The following is a 20,982-nucleotide window of genomic DNA, read 5'->3' as shown; positions in this document are numbered from 1 at the left end:
CCTCCTCCAGGGCAAGGGAGATCCCCTTGCCCTTTTTTCAACCAGATGTGATGGCTGATATGACAACACAGCAACAATCAGAATGGCTGTTGGAGATGATTGACGTCAGTAAGAGCTTTCCTGGCGTCAAGGCACTCGATAATGTCAATTTACGGGTCCGTCCTCATTCTGTGCATGCGTTGATGGGCGAGAACGGGGCGGGAAAATCGACACTGCTCAAGTGCCTGTTCGGCATCTACGAGAAGGATCAGGGCAAGATCTTCTTCAAGGGGCAGGAGATCAACTTCACCTCCTCGAAAGAGGCGCTGGAGAATGGCGTCTCCATGGTGCATCAGGAGCTCAACCTGGTGCTGCAGCGCTCCGTAATGGATAACATGTGGCTCGGTCGCTACCCAACCAAAGGATGGTTTATCGACCATGGCAAGATGTACGAAGATACCAAGCGCATCTTCGAGGAGCTGGATATCGACATCGACCCGCGGGTCAAGGTGGCGACCCTCTCCGTCTCCCAGATGCAGATGATCGAGATTGCCAAGGCGTTCTCCTACGATGCCAAGATCGTCATCATGGATGAACCCACCTCCTCGCTGACCGAGAAAGAGGTGAGCCACCTCTTCAAGATCATCAACAAGCTGAAGGACAAGGGGTGCGGCATTGTCTACATCTCTCACAAGATGGAGGAGATCTTCCAGCTCTGTGACGAGATCACCATATTGCGGGATGGCCAGTGGGTGGCGACCCAGCCGCTCAAGGGGATGACCATGGATCAGATCATCGGCATGATGGTCGGCCGTGAACTGACCCAGCGCTTCCCGGAAAAAACCAACCAGCCGAAAGAGGTGATCCTCGAGATCGAACATCTGACGGCGAAGAACCAGCCCTCCATTCAGGATGTGACCTTCAACCTGCACAAGGGGGAGATCCTCGGCATCGCCGGACTGGTGGGGGCCAAGCGCACCGATATCGTCGAGACTTTGTTCGGTATTCGCGATCGCAGTCAGGGCAGCATCAAGCTGCACGGCAAAGAGGTGGCCAACCACAACGCCCACGACGCGATCCGCAACGGCTTTGCGCTGGTGACTGAGGAGCGCCGCTCCACCGGTATCTACTCCCGGCTCGATATCGCCTTCAACTCCCTGATCGCCAACATGGACAACTACAAGGGTTCTATGGGGTTGCTCAGCGACAACAAGATGAAGAGCGATACCCAGTGGGTCATCGATTCCATGCGGGTCAAGACGCCGACCCAGCAGACCCAGATCGGCTCCCTCTCCGGGGGCAACCAGCAGAAGGTGATCATCGGCCGCTGGCTGCTGACCCAGCCGGAGATCCTGATGCTCGACGAGCCGACCCGCGGCATCGACGTAGGGGCCAAGTTCGAGATCTATCAGCTCATTCTGGAGCTGGCGAAGAAGGAGAAGGGGATCATCATCATCTCCTCCGAAATGCCCGAACTGCTGGGGATCACCGACCGCATCATGGTGATGAGCAATGGTCGGGTCGCCGGGATCGTCAACACCAAAGAAACTGACCAGAGCGAGATACTGCGCCTGGCATCTCTGTACCTCTAGAGACAGGAAGACATTTATGGAGTCGGCTAAAAATTTCAATCTGATGCAGGCGCTCAAGGAAAACGCCATCTATTTGGTGCTGCTGGTGCTGCTCATGATCATCGTGATCCAGGAGCCATCCTTCCTGAGCCTCACCAACTTCAGCAACATCCTGACCCAGTCCTCGGTGCGGGTCATCATCGCGCTGGGGGTGGCGGGCATCATCATCACCCAGGGGACGGATCTCTCGGCCGGTCGTCAGGTCGGTCTGGCGGCGCTCATCGCGGCGACCATGTTGCAAGCGCTGACCAACGTCAACAAGGTGTTTCCCAGCTTGGGTGAGGTGCCCATTCCTGCGGTGATCCTGCTGGTGTGCGTGGTGGGTGCCCTGATCGGGCTGGTTAACGGTCTCATCGTGGCTTACCTGAACGTCACCCCGTTCATTACCACCCTGGGCACCATGATCATCGTCTACGGCATTAACTCCCTCTACTTCGACTCGGTGGGTGCCTCGCCGGTAGCCGGTTTTGACCCCCGCTTCTCCAGCTTCGCTCAGGGCTTTATCCGGATCGGCGGCTTCAAGCTCTCGTACCTCACCTTCTACGCGGCCATCGCCAGCGTCTTTGTCTGGGTGCTGTGGAACAAGACCCGCTTTGGCAAGAACATCTTTGCCATCGGCGGCAACCCCGAGGCGGCCAAGGTCTCCGGCGTCAACGTGGCGGTCAATCTGGTGATGATCTATGCGCTGGCTGGGGTCTTCTACGCCTTCGGCGGCATGCTGGAAGCGGGCCGTATCGGTAGCGCCACCAACAACCTCGGCTTCATGTACGAGCTGGATGCCATCGCGGCGTGCGTGGTGGGCGGCGTGTCATTTGCCGGCGGGGTGGGAACGGTCGCGGGTGTGATCACCGGCGTACTTATCTTCACCCTGATCAACTATGGTTTGACCTACATCGGCGTCAGCCCTTACTGGCAGTTCATCATCAAGGGCGGCATCATCATTCTGGCGGTGGCACTGGACTCCATGAAGTACGCCAAGAAGAAATAACGATTGGCAGAGAGGGTTGGCAGTGCCAGCCCTCTCTTCTGGAGGGATCCCATGCCATTCAAGGTCAAGATTTACGTCCTGTTGCTGTTGGCCATTTTGGTCACCATCGGTACCGCCTGGTTCAGCGTCAATCACTTCATCAGCGCCTACATCCGCACCCAGGCGACCAAGAACATCAACGAACAGATCACCCTGGTCAAAGAGAAGCTGGCCAGCGACATCAATCAGAAAATCCTGCTGGCCGCCAACCTCAACTTCGGGGTGACCAACGTCAAGAAGACCCTGCAAGAGACCGGTTTTCACAACATCGTCAAGGTGATCGGCGACATGGCGTTCGACGTGAGCGGCGTCATCAACGACAGCGCAAAGGTCGATGCGCTGCGCAAGCTCATCCCTGCCGCCAACAACCAGATTACCGTCAGTCCGCTGCAACAGGTGGATGGCAAGCCGGTCATTACCATACTGGTACCGCGCGGTGCCGATTCTGCCTATCTCTACTACCTCGACATGAGCGAGTTCAAAGGCCTGCTGGAGAAGATGAGCGGCGAGGGGCGCTACTTCTCGCTGGCCGACGGGCAGGGCAATGAGCTCTACAGCAGCAAACCGCAGGGGGAGAGCGAAGCGCGCCCCAACCAACTGGATATTCGCGACAACAGCTGGACCCTGACCGGCTACATCGACCTCGACTACATCCAGGCGATGACCCGGGCACTCAACGGCCAGATCATCATGGCGCTGCTTGGTGTCGCCGTGGTGGTGATGGTGCTCGCCATACTGGCGCTCAACGTGGCTTATCGCCCTATCCTCTCGCTGCGGGATCTGGTGCTGGAGCTCTCTCGCGGCAGTGGCGATCTCACCCGTCGGCTGGCGGTGACCAGTACCGATGATCTGGGCCAGATTTCAGCCGGCATCAACCGCTTTATCGAGCGGCTGCAGGAGATGATGGGCGAGGTGCAGGAGGCGAGCGGCCAGCTCAACAGCGGCATTGCCGGATTGGCCAGCCAGACCGGCGCCGCCCAGTCATTGTTGGCGGATCATATACGGGAAACCGAGCAGGTGGTGACCGCCATCAACGAGATGAGCCGCACCGCGGTCTCCGTCTCCGAGAGTGCGGCCAGCACCGCCCAGCTCACCGGCCAGAGCCAGCAGCTGGCGAGTCAGTCCCGGCAGGTGGTGGATCAGGCGATGGCCAGCGTGATGGCGCTGGTGGACGAGGTGGAGGAGACCGCCCGCTCCATCGAAGCGATGCAGCAGGATGTGCAGCAGATTGGCTCCGTGCTGGGGGTGATCGGCAGCATTGCCGAACAGACCAACCTGCTGGCCCTCAACGCCGCCATCGAGGCGGCCCGTGCCGGTGAACAGGGCCGTGGCTTTGCGGTGGTGGCAGATGAGGTGCGCTCCCTTGCCGCCCGCACCCAGCAGAGCACGGCGGAGATCCAGACCATGCTGGCCAGCCTGCAACGGGGCAGCCGTACCGTGGTGGAGGCGATGGAGAACACCAAGCAGAGTTGTCAGGGGGCGGCCGAGAACACCACCCGGGTCAACGAGTCGCTGGATCTGATGGCGGGGGAGGTGGTGGAGATCAACGATCTCATCAGCCATATCGCTACGGCGGCCGAACAGCAGAGCGCGGTAGCCGAGGAGATCAACCGCAACATGAGCGCTATCGCCGAGGTGATCCGCCAGCTGACTCACAACGGGGAGGAGACGGTTGCCAGCGCCGGTTCGATGCAGCAGACCTACGACCGGCTCAGAGAGATAGTGAGCCACTTCCGGCTGCGGTAATGGCCGGATGCGCCATAAAAAAACAGGGCCAAGCGGCCCTGTTTTTTTATCCCTTAGAATCAACCGGCCTTACGGCGCAGATAGACCCCGGCTTCCATGTGATGGGTCCACGGGAACTGGTCGAACAGGGCGAAACGGGCGATCTCGTGGGTCTCGCCCAGCGCGGCCATGTTGGCCTGCAGGGTCTCCGGGTTGCAGGAGATGTAGAGGATGTTGTCGTACTCCTGCACCAGCTTGACGGTGGCATCGTCGAGACCGGCGCGGGGCGGGTCGACGAAGATGGTGTTGCACTGGTAAGCGCCAAGGTCGACCCCCTTGAGGCGGTTGAACTCCCGTTCGCCACGCATCGCCATGGTGAACTCCTCGGCCGACATGCGCAGGATGATCAGGTTGTCGACACCGTTGGCGGCGATGTTGAACTGGGCGGAGTCGACGCTCGGCTTGGCGATCTCGGTGGCCAGCACCTTGCGGAAGTTCTGCGCCAGCGCGATGGAGAAGTTGCCGTTGCCGCAATAGAGCTCCAGCAGGTCCCCTTCGCTCCCCTTGGTCACATCCAGCGCCCAGGCCAGCATCTGCTCGTTGATGGCGGCGTTGGGCTGGGTGAAGCTGTTCTCCACCTGCTTGTAGGTGAGCTGGCGACCCGCCACGTTGAGCTGCTCGATGACGAAGTCATCCCCCAGACAGATCTTCTGCTTGTGGGCGCGGCCAATCAGCTGCAATTCGAACCCTTTGGCGCGCAGGTCGGCCTGCAGCGCTTCGGCGGCCTGTTGCCACTCGGCTTCCAGCTTGCGGTGATAGAGCAGGCTGACAATGATCTGGCCGGACTGGGTAGAGAGGTAGTCGATCTGGAACAGCTTGCGGCGCAGCACCGGGTGCGGGCGCAACCCCTCCAGCAGCAGCGGCATCAACCGGTTGATGAGGCGGCTGGCGGTAGGGAAGTGGTCTATCTTGATGATCTCTTTGGTCGCCGGGGCATACATGCAGTGGAAGAGGTCGTCCCCTTCGTGCCAGATGCGAAATTCGGCGCGCATCCGGTAGTACTCCGCCGGTGAGCTGTGCACTTCCAGTGCCGGGAGGGTGAATCCGGCAAACAGCTCGGTGAGACGAGCGCTCTTTTCGTCGAGTTGAGCCTGATAATCGGCAGGGGTTCGAGGCGCCGGAGCGTTCGCGGAAGGCTGTTGGGACTGGGTCATAAATACCTCACATGCACACCGGCCGGGCCGGGTCGAAATCGGGGGAAGGCAACAGGCCACCCAAAGGGGCCCGATTTTAAAAGCCAGCCGCAGATTGTCCAGTATTTTGTGGTCAAGAAGTGTTCAGTCAGGCCGATAGCTGATCTACAGGCATGGTGGGAGGACACATTATGCAGATCGAAGGCGTGGGCGCAGCCCAACCCAAGGGAGTGGGTGTTTCTCCCAAATCGCCGCAACAGGCAGAGTCAAAACCGGTGAGCCGCGAGGAGGAGGTCTCCTTGCACAAGCCGCCAAAATGGGCGCAGGTGCTGATCCAGCAGGCGTTGCAGTTCTCGCTGGAGATCAACGGCCAGGGCTATCAGGCCCCGAAGGTGAAGGAGCCCGAGGAGATCACGCCGGAGACTCTGTTCGACTTCCAGTCGGTGGCGGACAACGTGCTGCAGTTCGTCACCGGACGGCTCGGCGCCGCGCGGGCTGATGGCAAATCCGACGACGACCTGACAGGCATGATGGAGCAGGCCCGCAAGGGGGTCGACAAGGGCTTTGGTGATGCCCGCAAGCAACTGGGGGACTGGGCGACCGACAATGAGGATATCAAGACCGGCATCGATCAGAGCTATAAGCTGATCCAGAAGGGGCTCGACGAGTTCGAGAAGGAGTTCTTCGGCAAGGTCTCTCCCACCGACATGGGGGCGGCCGAGATGGCCAGCCGCCAGCAGGGCTATCTGGAGATCCAGACCAAGGATGGCGACAAGGTGGTGCTGCGCTTCAACGACAACTGGCAGACCAAGTCCCAGAAGGATGACAGTGGCAGCCAGTTCAGCCTCAAATCGAGCCAGAGTTTCAGCTTCTCGCTGGAGGGCGACCTTAACAGTGAGGAGATGGACTCCATCGGCAAACTGGTGAAGGGGATCGACGATCTGGCCGGAAATTTCTTCTCTGGCAACTTCGATGATCTGCTGAAAAAGGCGGGCGATCTGAAGCTGGATGATAGCCAACTGGCTTCCTATTCACTCAAGCTCAAGCAGAGCGTCAAGCTGAGTCAAACCTATCAGGGGGCGCACTCCCTGCAGGAACTGCTCAAACCGTTTGCCGACTATCTGCCCAAGCTGGATCAGGTACAGAAACAGGCCGATGCAGTGCTGCCGGATTCCCAGCAGCAGGCGTTGACCCCTGCGGTACTGGCTGCTCGTGGTCAGGGCGATCCGGCGCAGGTGAGCAGCTTTACCAGCTTCAACCAGCGGATGCTGGAGGCGCTGCGGATGATCAACCAGTTCCAGCCGTCTACTGAGCCCGCTGGCAAGAGCGTCTGAGCCGCCAGCACGCAACCCAAGCCATAACCTGCCGTTTGCCAGCCCCTCCCGGGGCTGGCAAACTGGCCTTTTCTCCAATCCGGTTGCCCCATGAACCCCAAGAAGCCAAGAGACAAGCGCGAGCTCTGCTACCCCTTTATCTTCGAAACCTCGCTCAAATGTGATTTTGAGATCGCCACTGACGAGCTCTGCTGTCAGGTCGGGGCCGTGCTGTCACACCTTGCACCGGATGCCGATACCGAGCCCATGCTGGCGGATCTCGCGGCGTTGCAGCGCCTTATCTACAACCTCAACGGCTCGGTGCGCGGCAAGCTGGGGATCTTCGACGCAGACCTTGAGTGGCTCAAGGCCCGTTACGATCACTACAACGAGGCGAGCCGGGGCCGGGTCACCGGTTTTGTACTGCCGCAAGGGCCGCAGCCGATCCCGACCCTTCATCTATGCCGCTGTGGCAGCAAGAAGGTGGTGCGACTGCTGGTGCGCCTCGAGGAGAGTGGTGTCAGCTTCGACCCCATCCTCTACCGCTTCGCCAACCTGCTGGCCAACTTCTTCTTCGTGCTCACCGTCTATCTCAAACAGCTGTGGCAGGTACCGGAAGTGCCCTACGTCAGCATCAACTACTGACGCTCAGCCCGGCTCGCTGGTGGCCTGCACAAGGCTACGGCTGGCCAGCTGTGGCGTATAAAAAAACCGGAGCCCACAGGCTCCGGTTTTTTATTGGCGAGATAACGCCCCTCAACTGGAGAGCAGCACCCGGGCCGAGTTGGCCGGGATGGTCAGCTGCAGCTCCCCCTGCACCACCTCGAACTTCTCGCCGTTGAAGGCGTCAGTGAAGCGGCTGGCAGGGCTGGCGGTTTGCCACAGGGGCAGGCTGATAGTGCGCGGCTCGCTCGGATGGCGGTTGCAGGCCACCACCACCTGATCGCTTTGCAGGGTACGGGCGAACACATAGCTGTGGGGCCCGGCGTAGAGGGTCTGGATATCGCCACGGCGCAGGGAGGGGCGCTGGCGGCGGATCTGGATTAGCCGACGATAGTGGTCGTGCAGCACATGATCCCAGTCTGTGGTATCCCACGGGAAGCAGCGGCGGCAGTCCGGGTCGTTGCCGCCGGAGAGCCCCACTTCATCGCCGTAGTAGATGGAGGGCACGCCGATATAGGTGAGCAGCAGGGTGGCGGCCAGCTGCATCCGCTGTTTGTCCTCTCCCAGCAGATGGAGGAAGCGAGCGGTGTCGTGGCTGTCCAGCAGGTTGAACTGGGCCAGCTGGTTCTTGAACGGGATATGGGCCCGCGCCAGCTTGAGCCAGCGATCCAGCTCTTCGGCGCTGATCTTGATGGGGTGGTAGGCGATATCCTGCCCCGCCAGGAAGGCGCGGACCGGGTGGGCGAAGCCGTAGTAGTTCATGGCGCCATCCTCCTGATCCCCTTGCAGCCACTGGCTCGCCTCGAAGAAGTGTTCGCCGAGCACATAGGCGTCCGGGTTCTCCTGCTTCACCGCGCCGCGAATGGCGCGTACGTGACTGCGATTGCCCTCGGCGGTGCCGCGCTCGCCCAGCATGTGGATGACGTCAAAGCGCCAGCCATCGATCTGGTAGGGGGCGCGCATCCAGTAACGGAGGATGGCGTCGTCGGCCCGATAGACGGCGTCCTGTACCTTCTCGCAGGAGAAGTCGAGCTTGGGCAGGCTGCGAATGCCCTTCCAGCTGACGTAATCCCCTTCTTTATCAAAGGTGTAGAAGTTGCGCCACGGGGAGTCCGGGTTGCTCTGGGCGCCCAGTGGCGGGCAGAACCAGGGGTGCTCGGTAGAGGTGTGGTTGACCACCGCATCGAGGATGATCTTCATGCCGCGCTGGTGCAGGTTGCGGGTCAGCTCGGCGAACTGCTCGTTGCTGCCGAGGTGGGCGTCCACCTTGAAGTAGTCCTGAGTGTCGTACTTGTGGTTGCTCGGTGAATCGAAGATGGGGTTGAGGTAGAGCGCCGTCACCCCGAGAGATTGCAGGTAGTGCAGCTTGGCATCGATGCCTGCCAGATCGCCGCCGTAAAATTCGCAGGCGCCGTGGCCCTCTTCGTGGTGACTGACCGGCTCGCCCCACGCCTTGCTGATCACCGCCTTGCCACGGTACTCGTACTCGTGATGCTTGACGCTGAGCGACGGATCGCCGTTGCAGAAACGGTCGGGGAAGATCTGGTAGAACACCTGATCCTGCACCCAGGCCGGTGGCTGGTGCAGGCTGTTGAAGCGAAAATGTTGCTCCCGTGGCGGCATGGACGCGCTGACGCCCGCCCCGTGCAGCCACCACTGCTCCTCGTCGGTGAGGCACTTGAAGCTGTAGAGGTGGATATCCTGCCCCTTGCCAAGCGGCAGGTTCACCTGCCATACCTGCAGCCTGTCGCGGGTCGAGAGCGCCGTCATCGGGATCAGGTACTCCTCGTTGTCCGGCTCGTGGCGCAGCCACACCTCGCGGATGGGGGCATCCAGCTCGCTGAACAGGGTCAGTTGCAGGGCATCGGCGCTCTCTTTGAGCCAGGGCGCCACCTGGGGATGAAACAGAAACGGATGGGTCATGATGCTTATTGAGTCAGAAGATCGGCGAGGGCATTACCCTGTTCATGCAGTGTTTCGAGCTGGCCGGCTAGCGACTTGGGATCCAGCCCCAGCTGATCGGCGAGCGGTTTGGGGAAGCGGGCGATGATGGCCTGAGCAGGCACCCCGGCGTTCCAGGCGAAGGAGATGAAGACCGCCAGACGGATCAGTACCGCCTCCTTGCTGACCGGATCGTGGGAGAGGGGATCCAGCTGCTGGGAGATGGCGTCGACGAAGCTCTCCGACAGGTTCCAGCGCCGCGCCAGCTCGGCACCGAGCTGGGCATAGTCATAGCCCAGCATTTCACGCTGGGCCTCGACCCGGCTGCTCCCCTTCTGGATCGCCAGATTGATGAGCTCCGCCTCTTCCGGCAAGGTGCTCTGGATCAGCAGTTCGCCGATGTTGTGGATGAGGGCGCAGGTGAAGGCGGTCTCGGGGTCGAGCACCCTGGCCTCCTGCGCCAGCGTCTTGGCGATGGTGGCGACCTGAAAGGTCTCGGTCCAGAACTTGTTCTTGTCGAAGCTGGGGGGCGCCTTGAAGCTGCCGATGATGCCGGAGGCGACCACGATGGAGCGCAACCGGTTGAAGCCGAGGCGGATCACCGCCTGATCGATGGAGGTCACTTCGTTGCCACGGCGCAGGGCGGCCGAGTTGGCCATCCGCAGCACCTTGACGCTGATCACCTGATCCATGGCGATCTTGGCCGCAATCTCGTCGATGCGGGCATTTTCGTCGTTGAAGCTCTGCATCAACTCGTGCAGCAGCTTGGGAATGGTGGGGAGTTGTTTGATCTTGTCAAACAGACGATCCATCGACATGGCTGAGGCAGCCTCCATTGCGAACACTGCCTCATATTGTGCCACAGCCGGGCAACATGTTCCTGTTTGTAATGCCGGTTTGTGAGCCCTAGAGCACCCAGTCGCGCAGGGTGTATTCCAAACGGTGCTGTTTGCCCTGCAGAACCAGGTTTTGGCTGGAGCCGCTCAGGGTCGCCCCCTCGGTCAGAGTGGTCAACACGGCCTGCTCTATGGTGTCGAGTGGGGGCATGCAGGCCATCTCGGTGCTGCCCAGACTGGTGACCCAGAACCTGTCCCCTTTCATATGACCCTGACCGAAGTAGCGGTTGCAGCCGGCGATACCGTTGACGGTGAAGTGCTCGCCGATCTCGAAGTCGGGCGGATTGTCGCGCAAGGCGGCAACCGGTTCGCCATCCAGCTTGCTCAATATCCAGTGGTGATGTTGCAGATCCTGCCGGACAAAGCTGGCTGAACTGCAGCCGACGAGCAGGAAGAGGGGGATGAGCAGGAGTGACAATCTGGACATGGCGGGGCTCCGGTTGATGGGAGCCGCAAGCATAGCCTGTTTGCTTGCCCTGTAGCAGGGCGGAAGCTGGGGCGACCGACCGCTTCTGTCGCCCCTCTGCCGCCAGAGTGTCGTTAAATGGCAACACTCTGGCGATTTAGTCCCATTCAGGGCTTGGCTGCGAAGATCCGCTCGGCATAACGGGCCAGCCCGGCAGCTACCGAGCCGAAGTCATCGCCACCCTCGAGCGGGATGGTCGGCAGCTTCTGGCGGATAAAGCTGGCGATCAGCGGCGAGCGGGCGCTACCGCCGGTGACGAAGATGCGGTCGGGTTGCACGCCAGCGGCGGCGATCGCCTCATCCATCAGCTCGCCAATCTTCTCCAGCAGCAGGGCGGAGGCGCCGGCCAGCTGCTCGCGGGTCAGCTCTGCCTCCAGCCCTTTTTCCAGCTCGCTCAGGGAGTGGCGGCTGCTCTCCTGCTCCGAGAGGGCGATCTTGCCCTGCTCGGCGCGCCAGACCAGCTGGTGGCTCAGCTTGTGGGCCCGCAGGTTGGCAAGCCGCCCCAGCTTGCTGCCGGGCTGGCTGTCCAGCTGCAGATCCTGCAGCTGGCGGGCGGTATCGAGACTGTAAAAACGGCTCTGGGCGCTGACGTCGTTGATGGCGGCTGCATCCCAGAACAGCGGGTGGGGCAGCGGCTTGCCGGTTTTGAGCACCTCATGCATGCCGAGCAGCGGCATCATCCCCTCCACCGTCAGGCGGATGTCGAAGTCGTTGCCGCCGATCCGCTGGCCGCTGTGGCCGAGCAGATCGTCGGTGCGATCGAGCCGGTCACGGTAGCTCGGGCCCATCCGCAGCATGGAGCAGTCTGTGGTACCGCCGCCAATATCCACCACCAGCACCACGGCGTCTTCGGTGAGGCGCGCTTCGAATTCAAAACCGGCCGCCACCGGTTCGTAGAGAAACTCCACCTGCTCGAAGCCGGCGATGCGGGCTGCCTCGCTCAGAATGGCGATGGCCTGACGGTTGCTCTCTTCCCCAGCTAGCCCCTGAAAGTTGACCGGACGACCGATCACCGCCTGACGGATCGGGGTGCCGAGCTGTTGTTCCGCCTGCTGGCGGACGTGGAGCATCATGGCGCAGACGATATCTTCGAACAGGGCGATCTGGGGGGCCTTGAGGCCGTAGGCGCCGAGGAAGGATTTCGGCGACTTGATGTAGTAGCCCTCGTCCGGCTCCTCCAGATAGCGCTCCAGCGCCGCGGAGCCAAAGCTGAGCTCGTCGATCAGCCCCTCTTCGCGCATCTGGCGTCGCACCGCCTGGGCCCGGGTCACCACGGGGCCGCGCAGCTTGAGATAGGCCGCCTGCTGGCTGTCGGTCAGCCCTTCGGCCAGCAGGCCGGCGATGGCGTCCCGGTGCGGCGCGTGCAGGGTGGAGGGGAGGTAGCGGGATGGGCCGAGATTGAGCAGCCGCGGGCTGCCCTGTTCCATCACGGCCACGGCACAGTTGGAGGTACCGTAATCAAATCCGATAAACATGGGCAGTCAGCTCCTTGGAAAAAAGGGGAGCTAGCCTACCCGATGGCGCCGGGTCTCACAACCCGGCGTGCAGAGATGAGGCGCTGCAATAGCGCGCGGGGGGGTTACTCGACCTCGTTGTCGCTGCGGCCCTGACTCTCGATAGCCTGAATGTTGCCGAGGGTGGTGTCGGCGATGGCGTGCAGCGCCTCGCGGGTCAGGAAGGCCTGATGACCGGTGAACAGCACGTTGTGGCAGGCTGACAAACGGCGGAACACATCATCGGTGATCACCTCGTTGGACTTGTCGGAGAAGAAGAGATCCTCTTCTTCTTCGTAGACGTCCAGCCCCAGTGCGCCGATGCGGGAGGTCTTGAGCGCCTCGATGGCGGCGTTGGAGTCGAGCAGGCCGCCGCGGCTGGTGTTGATGATCATCACCCCGTCCTTCATCTTGGCGAACGCCTCCTGATTGAGCAGGTGGTAGTTCTCTTTGAACAGCGGGCAGTGCAGGCTGATGATGTCGGACTGGCGGAACAGGGTGTCGAGATCCACATACTCGGCCCCCAGCTCGATGGCAGCTGGGTTCTGGTAAGGGTCGTTCACCAGCAGGCGAACCCCGAAGCCCTTGAGGATGCGCAGGGCGGCCAGGCCGATCTTGCCGGTGCCGATGACGCCGACCGTCTTGCCATACATGTTGAAGCCGACCAGCCCTTCCAGCGAGAAGTTGGCGTCGCGGGTGCGCTGATAGGCTTTGTGGATGCGGCGGTTGAGGCACATCATCATGCCGACCGCATGCTCGGCGGTCGCCTCGGGGGAGTAGGCGGGCACTCGCACCACCTTCAGCCCCAGCTCCTTGGCGGCGGCCAGATCCACGTTGTTGTAACCGGCGCAGCGCAGGGCGATGACTCTGGTGCCGTTGGCTGCCAGCTCGGTCAGCACCTCGCGGTCGGCGTCGTCGTTGACGAACAGACACACCACGGGGAAGCCGTGGGCCAGTCGGGCTGTCTTGGCCTCCAGCCGCACATCGAAGAACTCCAGTTCAAAGCCAAAGCGGCTGTTGGCCTGGTTGAAATGCTCTTTGTCATAGCTCTTGGTGCTGAATACGGCGACTTTCATGGTGTGCTCTCCGCAGATGATTTGTAGTTAAATTACAACAAAGCGAGTCAACTATCACCGGACAAACCGGCTGGTTATTGCCCCCACGGCATGATGGGGACGGCGCTGACTGCACTCTTGTACGAACCATCCACCAGCTTGGTGCTGTAGGTCAGATAGACCAGTGCATTGCGCTTCTGGTCGTAAAAGCGCACCACCTTCTGCTCCTTGAACACCAGCGAGGTGCTGACGTCGAACACCTCTTCCCCCGCTTTCAGCTTGGCGGGCAGAGTGATGGGGCCAATCTGGTGGCATGAGAGGGAGGCGTGGGAGGGATCTTCCGCCAGCCCGAGCCCGCCCTTGACGCCGCCGGTCTTGGGGCGCGCCAGATAGCAGGCGACGCCGTCGATGCGGGGATCGTCGAACGCCTCGACCAAGATCTTGTGGTTGGGGCCGAACAGCTTGAAGGCGGTGCTCACCTCGCCGACGGTATCAGCCTTGTCGGCCAGCGCCGGACCGGCAAACAGGGCGCCCAGCAGCAGGGGCAGGGCGCGGCGCAGAGGTGAATTAAGTGTGTGGCGGTATGACATGGTCTCTCCTGTTGGCCCGGCATCCCTCAATAGGGAATGCCCAGGCGACGATAGAGGCTGGCAAGCACCCAGGCGGGGCCTATCAGCAGAAATTGCAGGTCGGCGAGGAAGGAGGGGCGTTTGCCCTCGATCCTGTGGCCGACAAACTGGGCTATCCAGAGCAGCACGAAGATCAACAGCGCGGGCCACAGTAGCGACCCCTGCCACTGGTGGCAGAAGGCCAGCCCGAGCGCGGTCAGCCCCGCCATCCCGACGAACAGGGCAAACGACAGCTGCAGGTAGAAGGCCAGCACCGGAATGGCGGCCACCGCCGCCCAGTTGAGCCCCGCTGGCAGCGGCCCGGCGGGCAGACTCCAGAGCAGCCCCAGCGAGCAGAGATAGATGCCCGGCACTGCCAGCTTGTGGATGGCGACGTTGACCGGATGGCGATGGCTCTGGCCGTACTCCTCAAACCACTCTTCGATTCCCTTCATGGCACCTCCCTGGCACGCACTCTGCTTCGCTGCTCTGGCCGCCCCCGGTAAACGGGCGCGGCATCGCAAGCATGATGGCGGAAGCGCGCGACCAATGCCAGATGGCAACCCCGGCTCATGCAGCGTTCTGATCAGATAGCGGCAGATGGTAATGCAAGAGGGTGTGTGTGGATCGGCTGATGGCCTTTGTGGGCCTGTGCACCGTGCTGACCGCCTGCCCGGCGGGCTTTCGCATCGCTATAAATTTAATTTATGGATTTTCCCTTTATGGCCCAATTTTAACTTATAGCTAGCCGGATCCCGCCATAGGCGCAGCTCTGCGCCCGTCAGCGGCTGTCACAGGTGGTTGTCCGATCCGGGGAAGGGGGGCGCAGTTACATCAGGATTGGCGGGAGGTGGCGACAGTACCGCCCCTGACGGGGCGGCTGGCATCTTATCCCTGCGGGGGATACTCCCAATATTGCGCCGGAATGCTCTTGAGCAAAGGGGTCATATCGGGGTTGGGCAGCTGGATGGTGACCCGCTGGTCGAGATTGGCGCTGGCCAGCGCTTCGCGGATCTTCGGGTTTTCACGGAAGAACTGCATGAAGCTGCCGTCGGCATAGGCCCGCTCCATGCCGGTCTGGAGCGCCTTGGCCAGCTCGGGGTACTCGGGGCTGACGAAGAAGAACTGGGCGAAAGGGTAGCGGATCAGCAGATGCTGCTCGATGGCGAGGTTGGGATATTGGGCCACCAGCTCGCTGCGCTCGGCGAAGATCTCCACCAGTGCGCGCGGAAAGAAATCGACCTTGTCGCCGTCGTTGATCAGGCGAAACAGGCTGCTGAAGCGACCGGAGTAGGTCGGGATGCCGGCGCTTTCCAGAATCTTGTTGTCGGCCCAACCGACCCCTTGCGCCGCTTTCATCTGCCTCAAATCAGCCAGGGTATTGATCTGGTTGAACTTCTCCTGGGCATCAGCGTGGATGAAGGAGAGGCGCAGCCCTTCCAGACCGCGAAACAGCGGAATAGGGACGGCAAGCAGGGAGGATTCGAGCGCGCTGGAGGTGCCCATCCAGAAGACATTGATGGTTTTGCCCTTGCTCAGCTGCTGCTGCAGGGTGAACTGGTTGAGATCGAGCTCGACGGGCTGGATGCGAAAGGGGGTGCCGGAGTGGGTCAGGGCCAGTTCCAGCAGCTTGTACTGGTACTCCTGATCGAGATTGTTGACGGGGCGACTGGGCACTTTGACCGTCAGAACCTGTGCTTGCGCCAGCAGCGGCAGGCACAAGCACAGTTTGATGAGCCATTTCACTCTCTGTTCTCCTGTAGAGTCCGGGACGTGCCCGGAGTCTAACAGAACTTTTCACCCTCTTGCTGCGGCGCGGTGTGCAAGATTCGGGCGTTGGCCCTCGCTTGCCGACCGCCTATTGCTGCCAGAGGAGAGTGGTTTCCCGGATAGGATCAGGCGACGCGGCGGAACACGTGGGTATCGTTGAATTCCTTGGTGCTCTGGCACTCGACGCAGAAACGGGACTCCGGACGGGCATGCAGACGCTTGAGAGAGATCTCGTCGCCGCAAGATTCGCAGTAACCGAAATCCCCTTCGCTGATGCGCTTCAGGGCACCGCGCAGTTTGCGCAGGTGCAGCTTGTCGTGCTCGATGCGGTTCAGCTCCAGACGGCGGGCTTCCTCGATGCTGGCACGGTCAATTTCATCGGCCATCTCGTTGGTGTCGGTGGCGATGGCCTGGCTGGCCTGGGAGTTGAGGCGATCTTCGAGTTCGAGGATCTGGCGCTCGATCTGTCCCTTGTAAAAGGCCAGTTGGTCTTCAGTCATGAAATCACACATACGATTTACTACCAGTCAGTTTACTAACCCAATTATCCCTGTTTATGGGGGCTGTCTGCCTGCAGACCAAGCCCTTGTATCCCGATTTGCACCGTTTTCATGCAAGAGAGTGCAAATCAGGGCGGGCCTTGTACCAAAAAAAAGCAGCCAAGCAAAGCAAATAGGATACGGATTGTGCGCCTTTGCAAAAAAATGGCCTCTTTAGCGGCTGATCTGACGGGATCTGACATCTGGTTCTGGCCGGTTGGCACCGGCTTTGCAATGGCGAGAGGCGAGGCCACGAGTGTTTAGTATTTGGTGCCGAATTGGTCATTATATGCGCCGTTATTTATAGTTTTTTAAACACACACCCTTGACATTGCCCTTGATGGCGGGCTTTTATGGTGGTGTTGATTACAATTTTATAACAAGGGTGTTCCATATATTAGACACCCTTGCCAATGGCAACCGTAGAGTCGGGGTTTAACATGGACAGTATCAAGGGCTGGATGGAGAGCAATCGCATCACGGAAGTGGAGTGTCTGTTCCCGGATTTCACCGGCAATGCCCGGGGAAAGATCATTCCAGCCAACAAGTTTTTGCGCGAAGGGGGCATGCGACTGCCAGAGGTGATCTTCACCCAGACAGTGACAGGTGAGTATCCGGATGACGACAGCATGATCGACCCGCTGGAGCGGGACATGCAGCTCTATCCCGACCCCAATACCATCCGCTTTGTCCCCTGGGCGCTGGAGCCGACTGCCCAGGTGATCCACGACTGTTTCGACGTCAACGGCAAGCTGATCGACATAGCGCCGCGCTCCGTGCTGCGTCGCGTTTTGTCATTTTACGAGAAGCAGGGGTGGAAACCGGTCGTGGCGCCCGAGCTGGAGTTCTATCTGGTCACCCGCAACGAAGACCCCGACTATCCGCTGATGCCGCCGGTCGGCCGCAATGGTCGCCCGGAGACCGCCCGCCAGTCGTTCAGTATCGATGCGGTCAACGAATTCGACCCCATCTTCGAAGACATGTATGACTACTGCGAGGCGCAGGAGCTGGAGGTGGATACCCTGATCCACGAGTCCGGCGCCGCCCAGATGGAGATAAACTTCCTGCACGGGGATGCCATCGATCTGGCCGATCAGGTGTTCCTGTTCAAGCGCACCATGCGGGAAGCGGCCCACCGCCACGGCATCTACGCCACCTTCATGGCCAAGCCGATGAGCAACGAGCCGGGCTCCGCCATGCACATCCACCAGAGTCTGGAGGATATGAACGGCCGCAACCTGTTCGGTACCCCGGATGGCGGCAACTCCGAGCTGTTCATGCACTTCATCGCCGGTCTGCAGAAATACACCCCGGCGGTGACCGCCCTGCTGGCCCCCAACGTCAACTCCTACCGCCGCCTCACCTTCGGCGAGAGCGCGCCGCGCAACGTCCAGTGGGGCGTGGAAAACCGTACCTGCGGCCTGCGGGTGCCCTTCTCCGACCCCAGTGCCCGCCGGGTGGAGAACCGCTTCGCCGGGGCTGATGCCAACCCCTATCTGGCGCTGGCCGCCACTCTGGCGTGCGGCTATCTCGGCATGATGGAGAAGCTGGAGCCGCTGCCGGAGATGAAATCGAGCGCTTACGAGCTGCCCTACAGCTTGCCCCGTTCGCTGGAGGAGGCGCTCAGCCATCTGGAGCAGTGCGAGCCCATCAAGGAGATGCTGGGCGAGCGCTTCACCCGTGCCTTTGTGGCGGTCAAACGCAAAGAGTACGAGACCTACTTCGGGGTGATCAGCCGCTGGGAGCGCGAGTTCCTGCTGCTGAACGTCTGACCCTGATGCGTGCCGGCCACGCATCGTCCGATCCGGGGAGGCAGGCTGCCTCCCCTGCCTGTAACCGGTAATACGGGATGGAGGTGTGCCTCCGCCCGCGGATGGTTGTGAGCGAAAAGTGGCTCGCCACCGCTCTGGTTGTGCATGGTTGATAACAGTTTTTGGCTCGAATTAAGAACGCGAGGAGCAAGCCGCGCTGCAGCCGCAGGCCGTCCGAAAGTGGCCGTGACTGCGGGAGTGCCAGCCCTCCTGATTATGTGACGAACAGATCCAGCTAAATCGAAGGAACCGAGGAGCTAACAATGCAACAGACTACTCGTGAGTGGCAGCAACAGGATGCCAGCCACCACCTGCACCCCTTTACCGACTTTCAGGCCCTGAACAAGAAGGGCAGCCGTATCATCACCAAGGCCAGTGGCGTCTATCTGGAAGACTCCGAAGGCAAGCGCATTCTGGACGGCATGGCGGGACTCTGGTGCGTCAACATGGGTTATGGTCGGCAGGAGCTGGTGGATGCCGCGACCAGACAGATGGAGCAGCTCCCCTACTACAACCTCTTTTTCCAGACCGCGCACCCGCCGGTGATCGAGCTGGCCACCCTGCTGGCCGAAGTGACGCCATCCCATCTCAACCACGTCTTCTTTACCGGCTCCGGCTCCGAGTGCAACGACACCGTGCTGCGGATGGTGCGCCACTACTGGGCCAGCAAGGGGCAGCCGGAGAAGCAGGTGATCATCAGCCGCCACAACGCCTATCACGGCTCCACCGTGGCGGGGGCGAGTCTGGGCGGCATGAAGGGGATGCATCAGCAGGGCAATCTGCCCATTCCCGGCATAGTCCATATCGACCAGCCCTATCACTTCGGTGAAGGGCAGGGAATGAGTGCCCACGAATTCGGACTGGAGCGGGCTCGCCAGCTGGAGCAGAAGATTCTGGAGCTGGGGGTGGACAAGGTGGCCGCCTTTATCGGCGAGCCGATCCAGGGCGCTGGCGGCGTCATCATTCCGCCTGACAGCTACTGGCCCGAGATCCAGCGTATCTGCGATCACTACGGCATTCTGCTCATCGCCGACGAGGTGATCTGCGGCTTTGGCCGTACCGGTCACTGGTTTGCCAGCGAAGGGTTTGGCATCAAGCCGGATCTGATGTGTCTGGCCAAGGGGATCACCTCGGGCTACCTGCCGCTCGGTGCCGTCATGGTGAGCGACCGGGTTGCCAGGGTGCTGGTGGAGGAGGGGGGGGAGTTCAACCACGGCTTCACCTATTCGGGTCACCCGGTCTCCTGTGCGGTGGCGGTTGCCAATATCCAGCTTATGCAAAAGGAGAGCATAGTTAAGCGCGTCCATGATACCATCGGCCCCTATTTGCAGCGCCGCTGGGCGGAGCTGGCCGACCATCCGCTGGTAGGGGAAACCCGTGGCCGCGGACTGGTTGCCGCACTGGAAATAGTGCAGGACAAACAGACCAACCAGCGTTTTCCGGCGCACGCAAATGCGGGGATGACCTGCCGGGAGTTCTGCTTTAACAATGGCTTGGTGATGAGGGCGGTAGGCGATACCATGATCATATCGCCCCCCTTGGTCATCACCGAGGAACAGGTTGATGAATTGGTCAAGCTCGCCAGGCTCAGTCTGGATCTGACAGCCGCCAAGCTGAAGGGTTGAGGTGCGGCCGGGCAGGTTGGCATGCGCATACAATTTGCTTAGGAGACAAGGATGATGTCTTTCAAAACGGGAGTGATCGCTGCCTCTGTGGCTCTGGTCATGGCAAGTGCCGGAGCAATGGCCGACGAGAAGGTGCTGCACGTCTACAACTGGAGCGACTATATCGCGCCGGATACGCTGGATAACTTCCAGAAAGAGACGGGCATCAAGGTGGTGTATGACGTGTTTGACAGCAACGAGGTGCTGGAGGCCAAGTTGCTGGCCGGCAAATCGGGCTATGACATCGTCGTGCCGTCCAACCCCTTCCTGGCCAAGCAGATCAAGGCTGGCGTGTTCCAGAAACTGGACAAGTCCAAGCTTCCCAACTGGCAAAACATGGATCCTGCCCTGCTCAAGGCGCTCGAGCCGAGTGATCCGGGCAACCAGTACTCCATCCCCTACATGTGGGGCACCATCGGCTATGCCTACAACCCCGAGAAGGTGAAGGCGGTGCTGGGGGCCGATGCGCCGGTCAACTCCTGGGATCTGGTGTTCAAGCCGGAAAACATGGCCAAGCTGAAGGAGTGCGGTGTCTCCTTCCTCGACTCGCCGACCGAAATGCTGCCGGCCGCCCTGCAATATCTGGGCTTCAAGCCGGATAGCCAGAAACCGGATGAGCTGAAGAAGGCCGAGGCGCTGTTCCTCTCCATCCGTCCCTATACCGCCTATTTCCACTCCTCCAAGTACATCTCGGATCTGGCCAACGGCAACCTCTGCGTGGCGGTTGGTTACTCCGGTGACTTGCAGCAGTCGAAGGCGCGGGCGGCGGAGGCCAACAACGGCGTGTCGCTGACCTACACCATCCCGAAAGAGGGGGCGGGCAGCTTCTTTGACATGATCGCCATCCCGGCCGATGCCCAGAACGTCGAATCCGCCCACGTCTTTATCAACTACCTGATGAAGCCCGAGGTGATCGCCAACATCACCAACATGGTGAAATTCCCGAACGGCAACAAGGCGGCGACCCCGCTGGTCAATGCGGAGATCCGCAACGACCCAGGTATCTATCCGAGTGAAGAGACCATGCAGAAGATTTACACCTTCCCGGATCTGCCGGCCAAGGTGCAGCGTGTGATGACACGCAGCTGGACCAAGATCAAGTCCGGCAAGTAAGTGACGAGTGCCCCTCCCGGTCCGCAGTTCGGCCGGGAGGGTAGTGATGCCATCTTTCGGGATGGGCCGCGCGAGAGGATGCGCAGACGGTCAAC

18 protein-coding genes are annotated in these 20,982 nt (G+C 60.8%); 8 read left to right on the top strand and 10 right to left on the bottom strand.

Annotated elements, in window-relative coordinates:
* Positions 1-50 precede the first annotated feature (50 nt).
* The 3 genes from mglA to AACS24_RS16585 are packed head-to-tail and all read left to right on the top strand — an operon-like array spanning position 51 to position 4,383.
* Positions 51-1,571: a galactose/methyl galactoside ABC transporter ATP-binding protein MglA gene (gene mglA, locus AACS24_RS16595; protein ID WP_108571385.1), complete on the top strand. Its 1,521-nt coding sequence runs from the start codon at positions 51-53 to the stop codon at positions 1,569-1,571.
* A gap of 16 nt (positions 1,572-1,587) precedes the next feature.
* Positions 1,588-2,598 (top strand): galactose/methyl galactoside ABC transporter permease MglC, encoded by a 1,011-nt coding sequence (gene mglC, locus AACS24_RS16590; protein WP_108571369.1) that lies wholly within the window; start codon positions 1,588-1,590, stop codon positions 2,596-2,598.
* Between the two features lie 51 nt (positions 2,599-2,649).
* A complete protein-coding gene (locus AACS24_RS16585) occupies positions 2,650-4,383 on the top strand; it encodes a methyl-accepting chemotaxis protein (protein ID WP_108571368.1) in 1,734 nt (577 codons plus the stop codon).
* Between the two features lie 59 nt (positions 4,384-4,442).
* Here AACS24_RS16585 and trmA read toward each other — a convergent pair whose 3' ends face one another.
* On the bottom strand, positions 4,443-5,576 hold the full coding sequence (gene trmA, locus AACS24_RS16580) for a tRNA (uridine(54)-C5)-methyltransferase TrmA (RefSeq protein ID WP_108571367.1): 1,134 nt from the start codon (positions 5,574-5,576) through the stop codon (positions 4,443-4,445).
* A gap of 170 nt (positions 5,577-5,746) precedes the next feature.
* On the opposite strand from trmA, the gene AACS24_RS16575 reads away from it, so the two are divergent.
* Both AACS24_RS16575 and AACS24_RS16570 read left to right on the top strand, forming a co-directional pair.
* Positions 5,747-6,889: a DUF5610 domain-containing protein gene (locus AACS24_RS16575; protein ID WP_108571366.1), complete on the top strand. Its 1,143-nt coding sequence runs from the start codon at positions 5,747-5,749 to the stop codon at positions 6,887-6,889.
* Between the two features lie 90 nt (positions 6,890-6,979).
* Positions 6,980-7,513 (top strand): ATP--cob(I)alamin adenosyltransferase, encoded by a 534-nt coding sequence (locus AACS24_RS16570; protein WP_108571365.1) that lies wholly within the window; start codon positions 6,980-6,982, stop codon positions 7,511-7,513.
* A 111-nt stretch (positions 7,514-7,624) separates the two neighbouring features.
* Here AACS24_RS16570 and malZ read toward each other — a convergent pair whose 3' ends face one another.
* The 9 genes from malZ to AACS24_RS16525 form a co-directional block, all read right to left on the bottom strand.
* A complete protein-coding gene (gene malZ / locus AACS24_RS16565; RefSeq protein ID WP_108571364.1) occupies positions 7,625-9,454 on the bottom strand; it encodes a maltodextrin glucosidase in 1,830 nt (609 codons plus the stop codon).
* A 5-nt stretch (positions 9,455-9,459) separates the two neighbouring features.
* Positions 9,460-10,308, bottom strand: a complete 849-nt coding sequence (locus AACS24_RS16560) for an HDOD domain-containing protein (RefSeq protein WP_040069699.1) — start codon at positions 10,306-10,308, stop codon at positions 9,460-9,462.
* A gap of 70 nt (positions 10,309-10,378) precedes the next feature.
* Entirely contained in the window at positions 10,379-10,795 is a 417-nt protein-coding gene (locus tag AACS24_RS16555; protein WP_108571384.1) for an META domain-containing protein, read from the bottom strand.
* A gap of 146 nt (positions 10,796-10,941) precedes the next feature.
* Complete coding sequence (gene yegD, locus AACS24_RS16550; RefSeq protein WP_108571363.1) at positions 10,942-12,309, bottom strand: molecular chaperone; 1,368 nt, start codon at positions 12,307-12,309, stop codon at positions 10,942-10,944.
* Positions 12,310-12,413: 104 nt separating this feature from the next.
* Complete coding sequence (locus tag AACS24_RS16545) at positions 12,414-13,403, bottom strand: 2-hydroxyacid dehydrogenase (RefSeq protein ID WP_108571362.1); 990 nt, start codon at positions 13,401-13,403, stop codon at positions 12,414-12,416.
* Between the two features lie 74 nt (positions 13,404-13,477).
* Positions 13,478-13,972: a CreA family protein gene (locus tag AACS24_RS16540; RefSeq protein ID WP_041209750.1), complete on the bottom strand. Its 495-nt coding sequence runs from the start codon at positions 13,970-13,972 to the stop codon at positions 13,478-13,480.
* A gap of 26 nt (positions 13,973-13,998) precedes the next feature.
* Positions 13,999-14,445: an Mpo1 family 2-hydroxy fatty acid dioxygenase gene (locus AACS24_RS16535; protein ID WP_108571361.1), complete on the bottom strand. Its 447-nt coding sequence runs from the start codon at positions 14,443-14,445 to the stop codon at positions 13,999-14,001.
* Between the two features lie 433 nt (positions 14,446-14,878).
* A complete protein-coding gene (locus tag AACS24_RS16530) occupies positions 14,879-15,736 on the bottom strand; it encodes a hypothetical protein (protein WP_108571360.1) in 858 nt (285 codons plus the stop codon).
* Between the two features lie 149 nt (positions 15,737-15,885).
* Positions 15,886-16,272, bottom strand: a complete 387-nt coding sequence (locus tag AACS24_RS16525; protein ID WP_033115635.1) for a TraR/DksA family transcriptional regulator — start codon at positions 16,270-16,272, stop codon at positions 15,886-15,888.
* 467 nt (positions 16,273-16,739) lie between these two features.
* On the opposite strand from AACS24_RS16525, the gene AACS24_RS16520 reads away from it, so the two are divergent.
* The 3 genes from AACS24_RS16520 to AACS24_RS16510 all read left to right on the top strand — a co-directional run bounded on the left by AACS24_RS16520 (position 16,740) and on the right by AACS24_RS16510 (position 20,887).
* Complete coding sequence (locus AACS24_RS16520; RefSeq protein ID WP_033115634.1) at positions 16,740-18,071, top strand: glutamine synthetase family protein; 1,332 nt, start codon at positions 16,740-16,742, stop codon at positions 18,069-18,071.
* Positions 18,072-18,373: 302 nt separating this feature from the next.
* The gene (locus AACS24_RS16515; RefSeq protein ID WP_108571359.1) at positions 18,374-19,735 is read left to right on the top strand and encodes an aspartate aminotransferase family protein; all 1,362 of its coding nucleotides are present in this window, start codon (positions 18,374-18,376) and stop codon (positions 19,733-19,735) included.
* A 54-nt stretch (positions 19,736-19,789) separates the two neighbouring features.
* On the top strand, positions 19,790-20,887 hold the full coding sequence (locus AACS24_RS16510) for a polyamine ABC transporter substrate-binding protein (RefSeq protein WP_082044092.1): 1,098 nt from the start codon (positions 19,790-19,792) through the stop codon (positions 20,885-20,887).
* Positions 20,888-20,982: the final 95 nt, after the last annotated feature.

It is taken from the genome of Aeromonas sp. HMWF016 (assembly GCF_963878195.1).
Classification (GTDB): Bacteria; Pseudomonadota; Gammaproteobacteria; order Enterobacterales; family Aeromonadaceae; genus Aeromonas; species Aeromonas lacus.
This window is presented reverse-complemented; position numbering and strand designations above follow the sequence as displayed.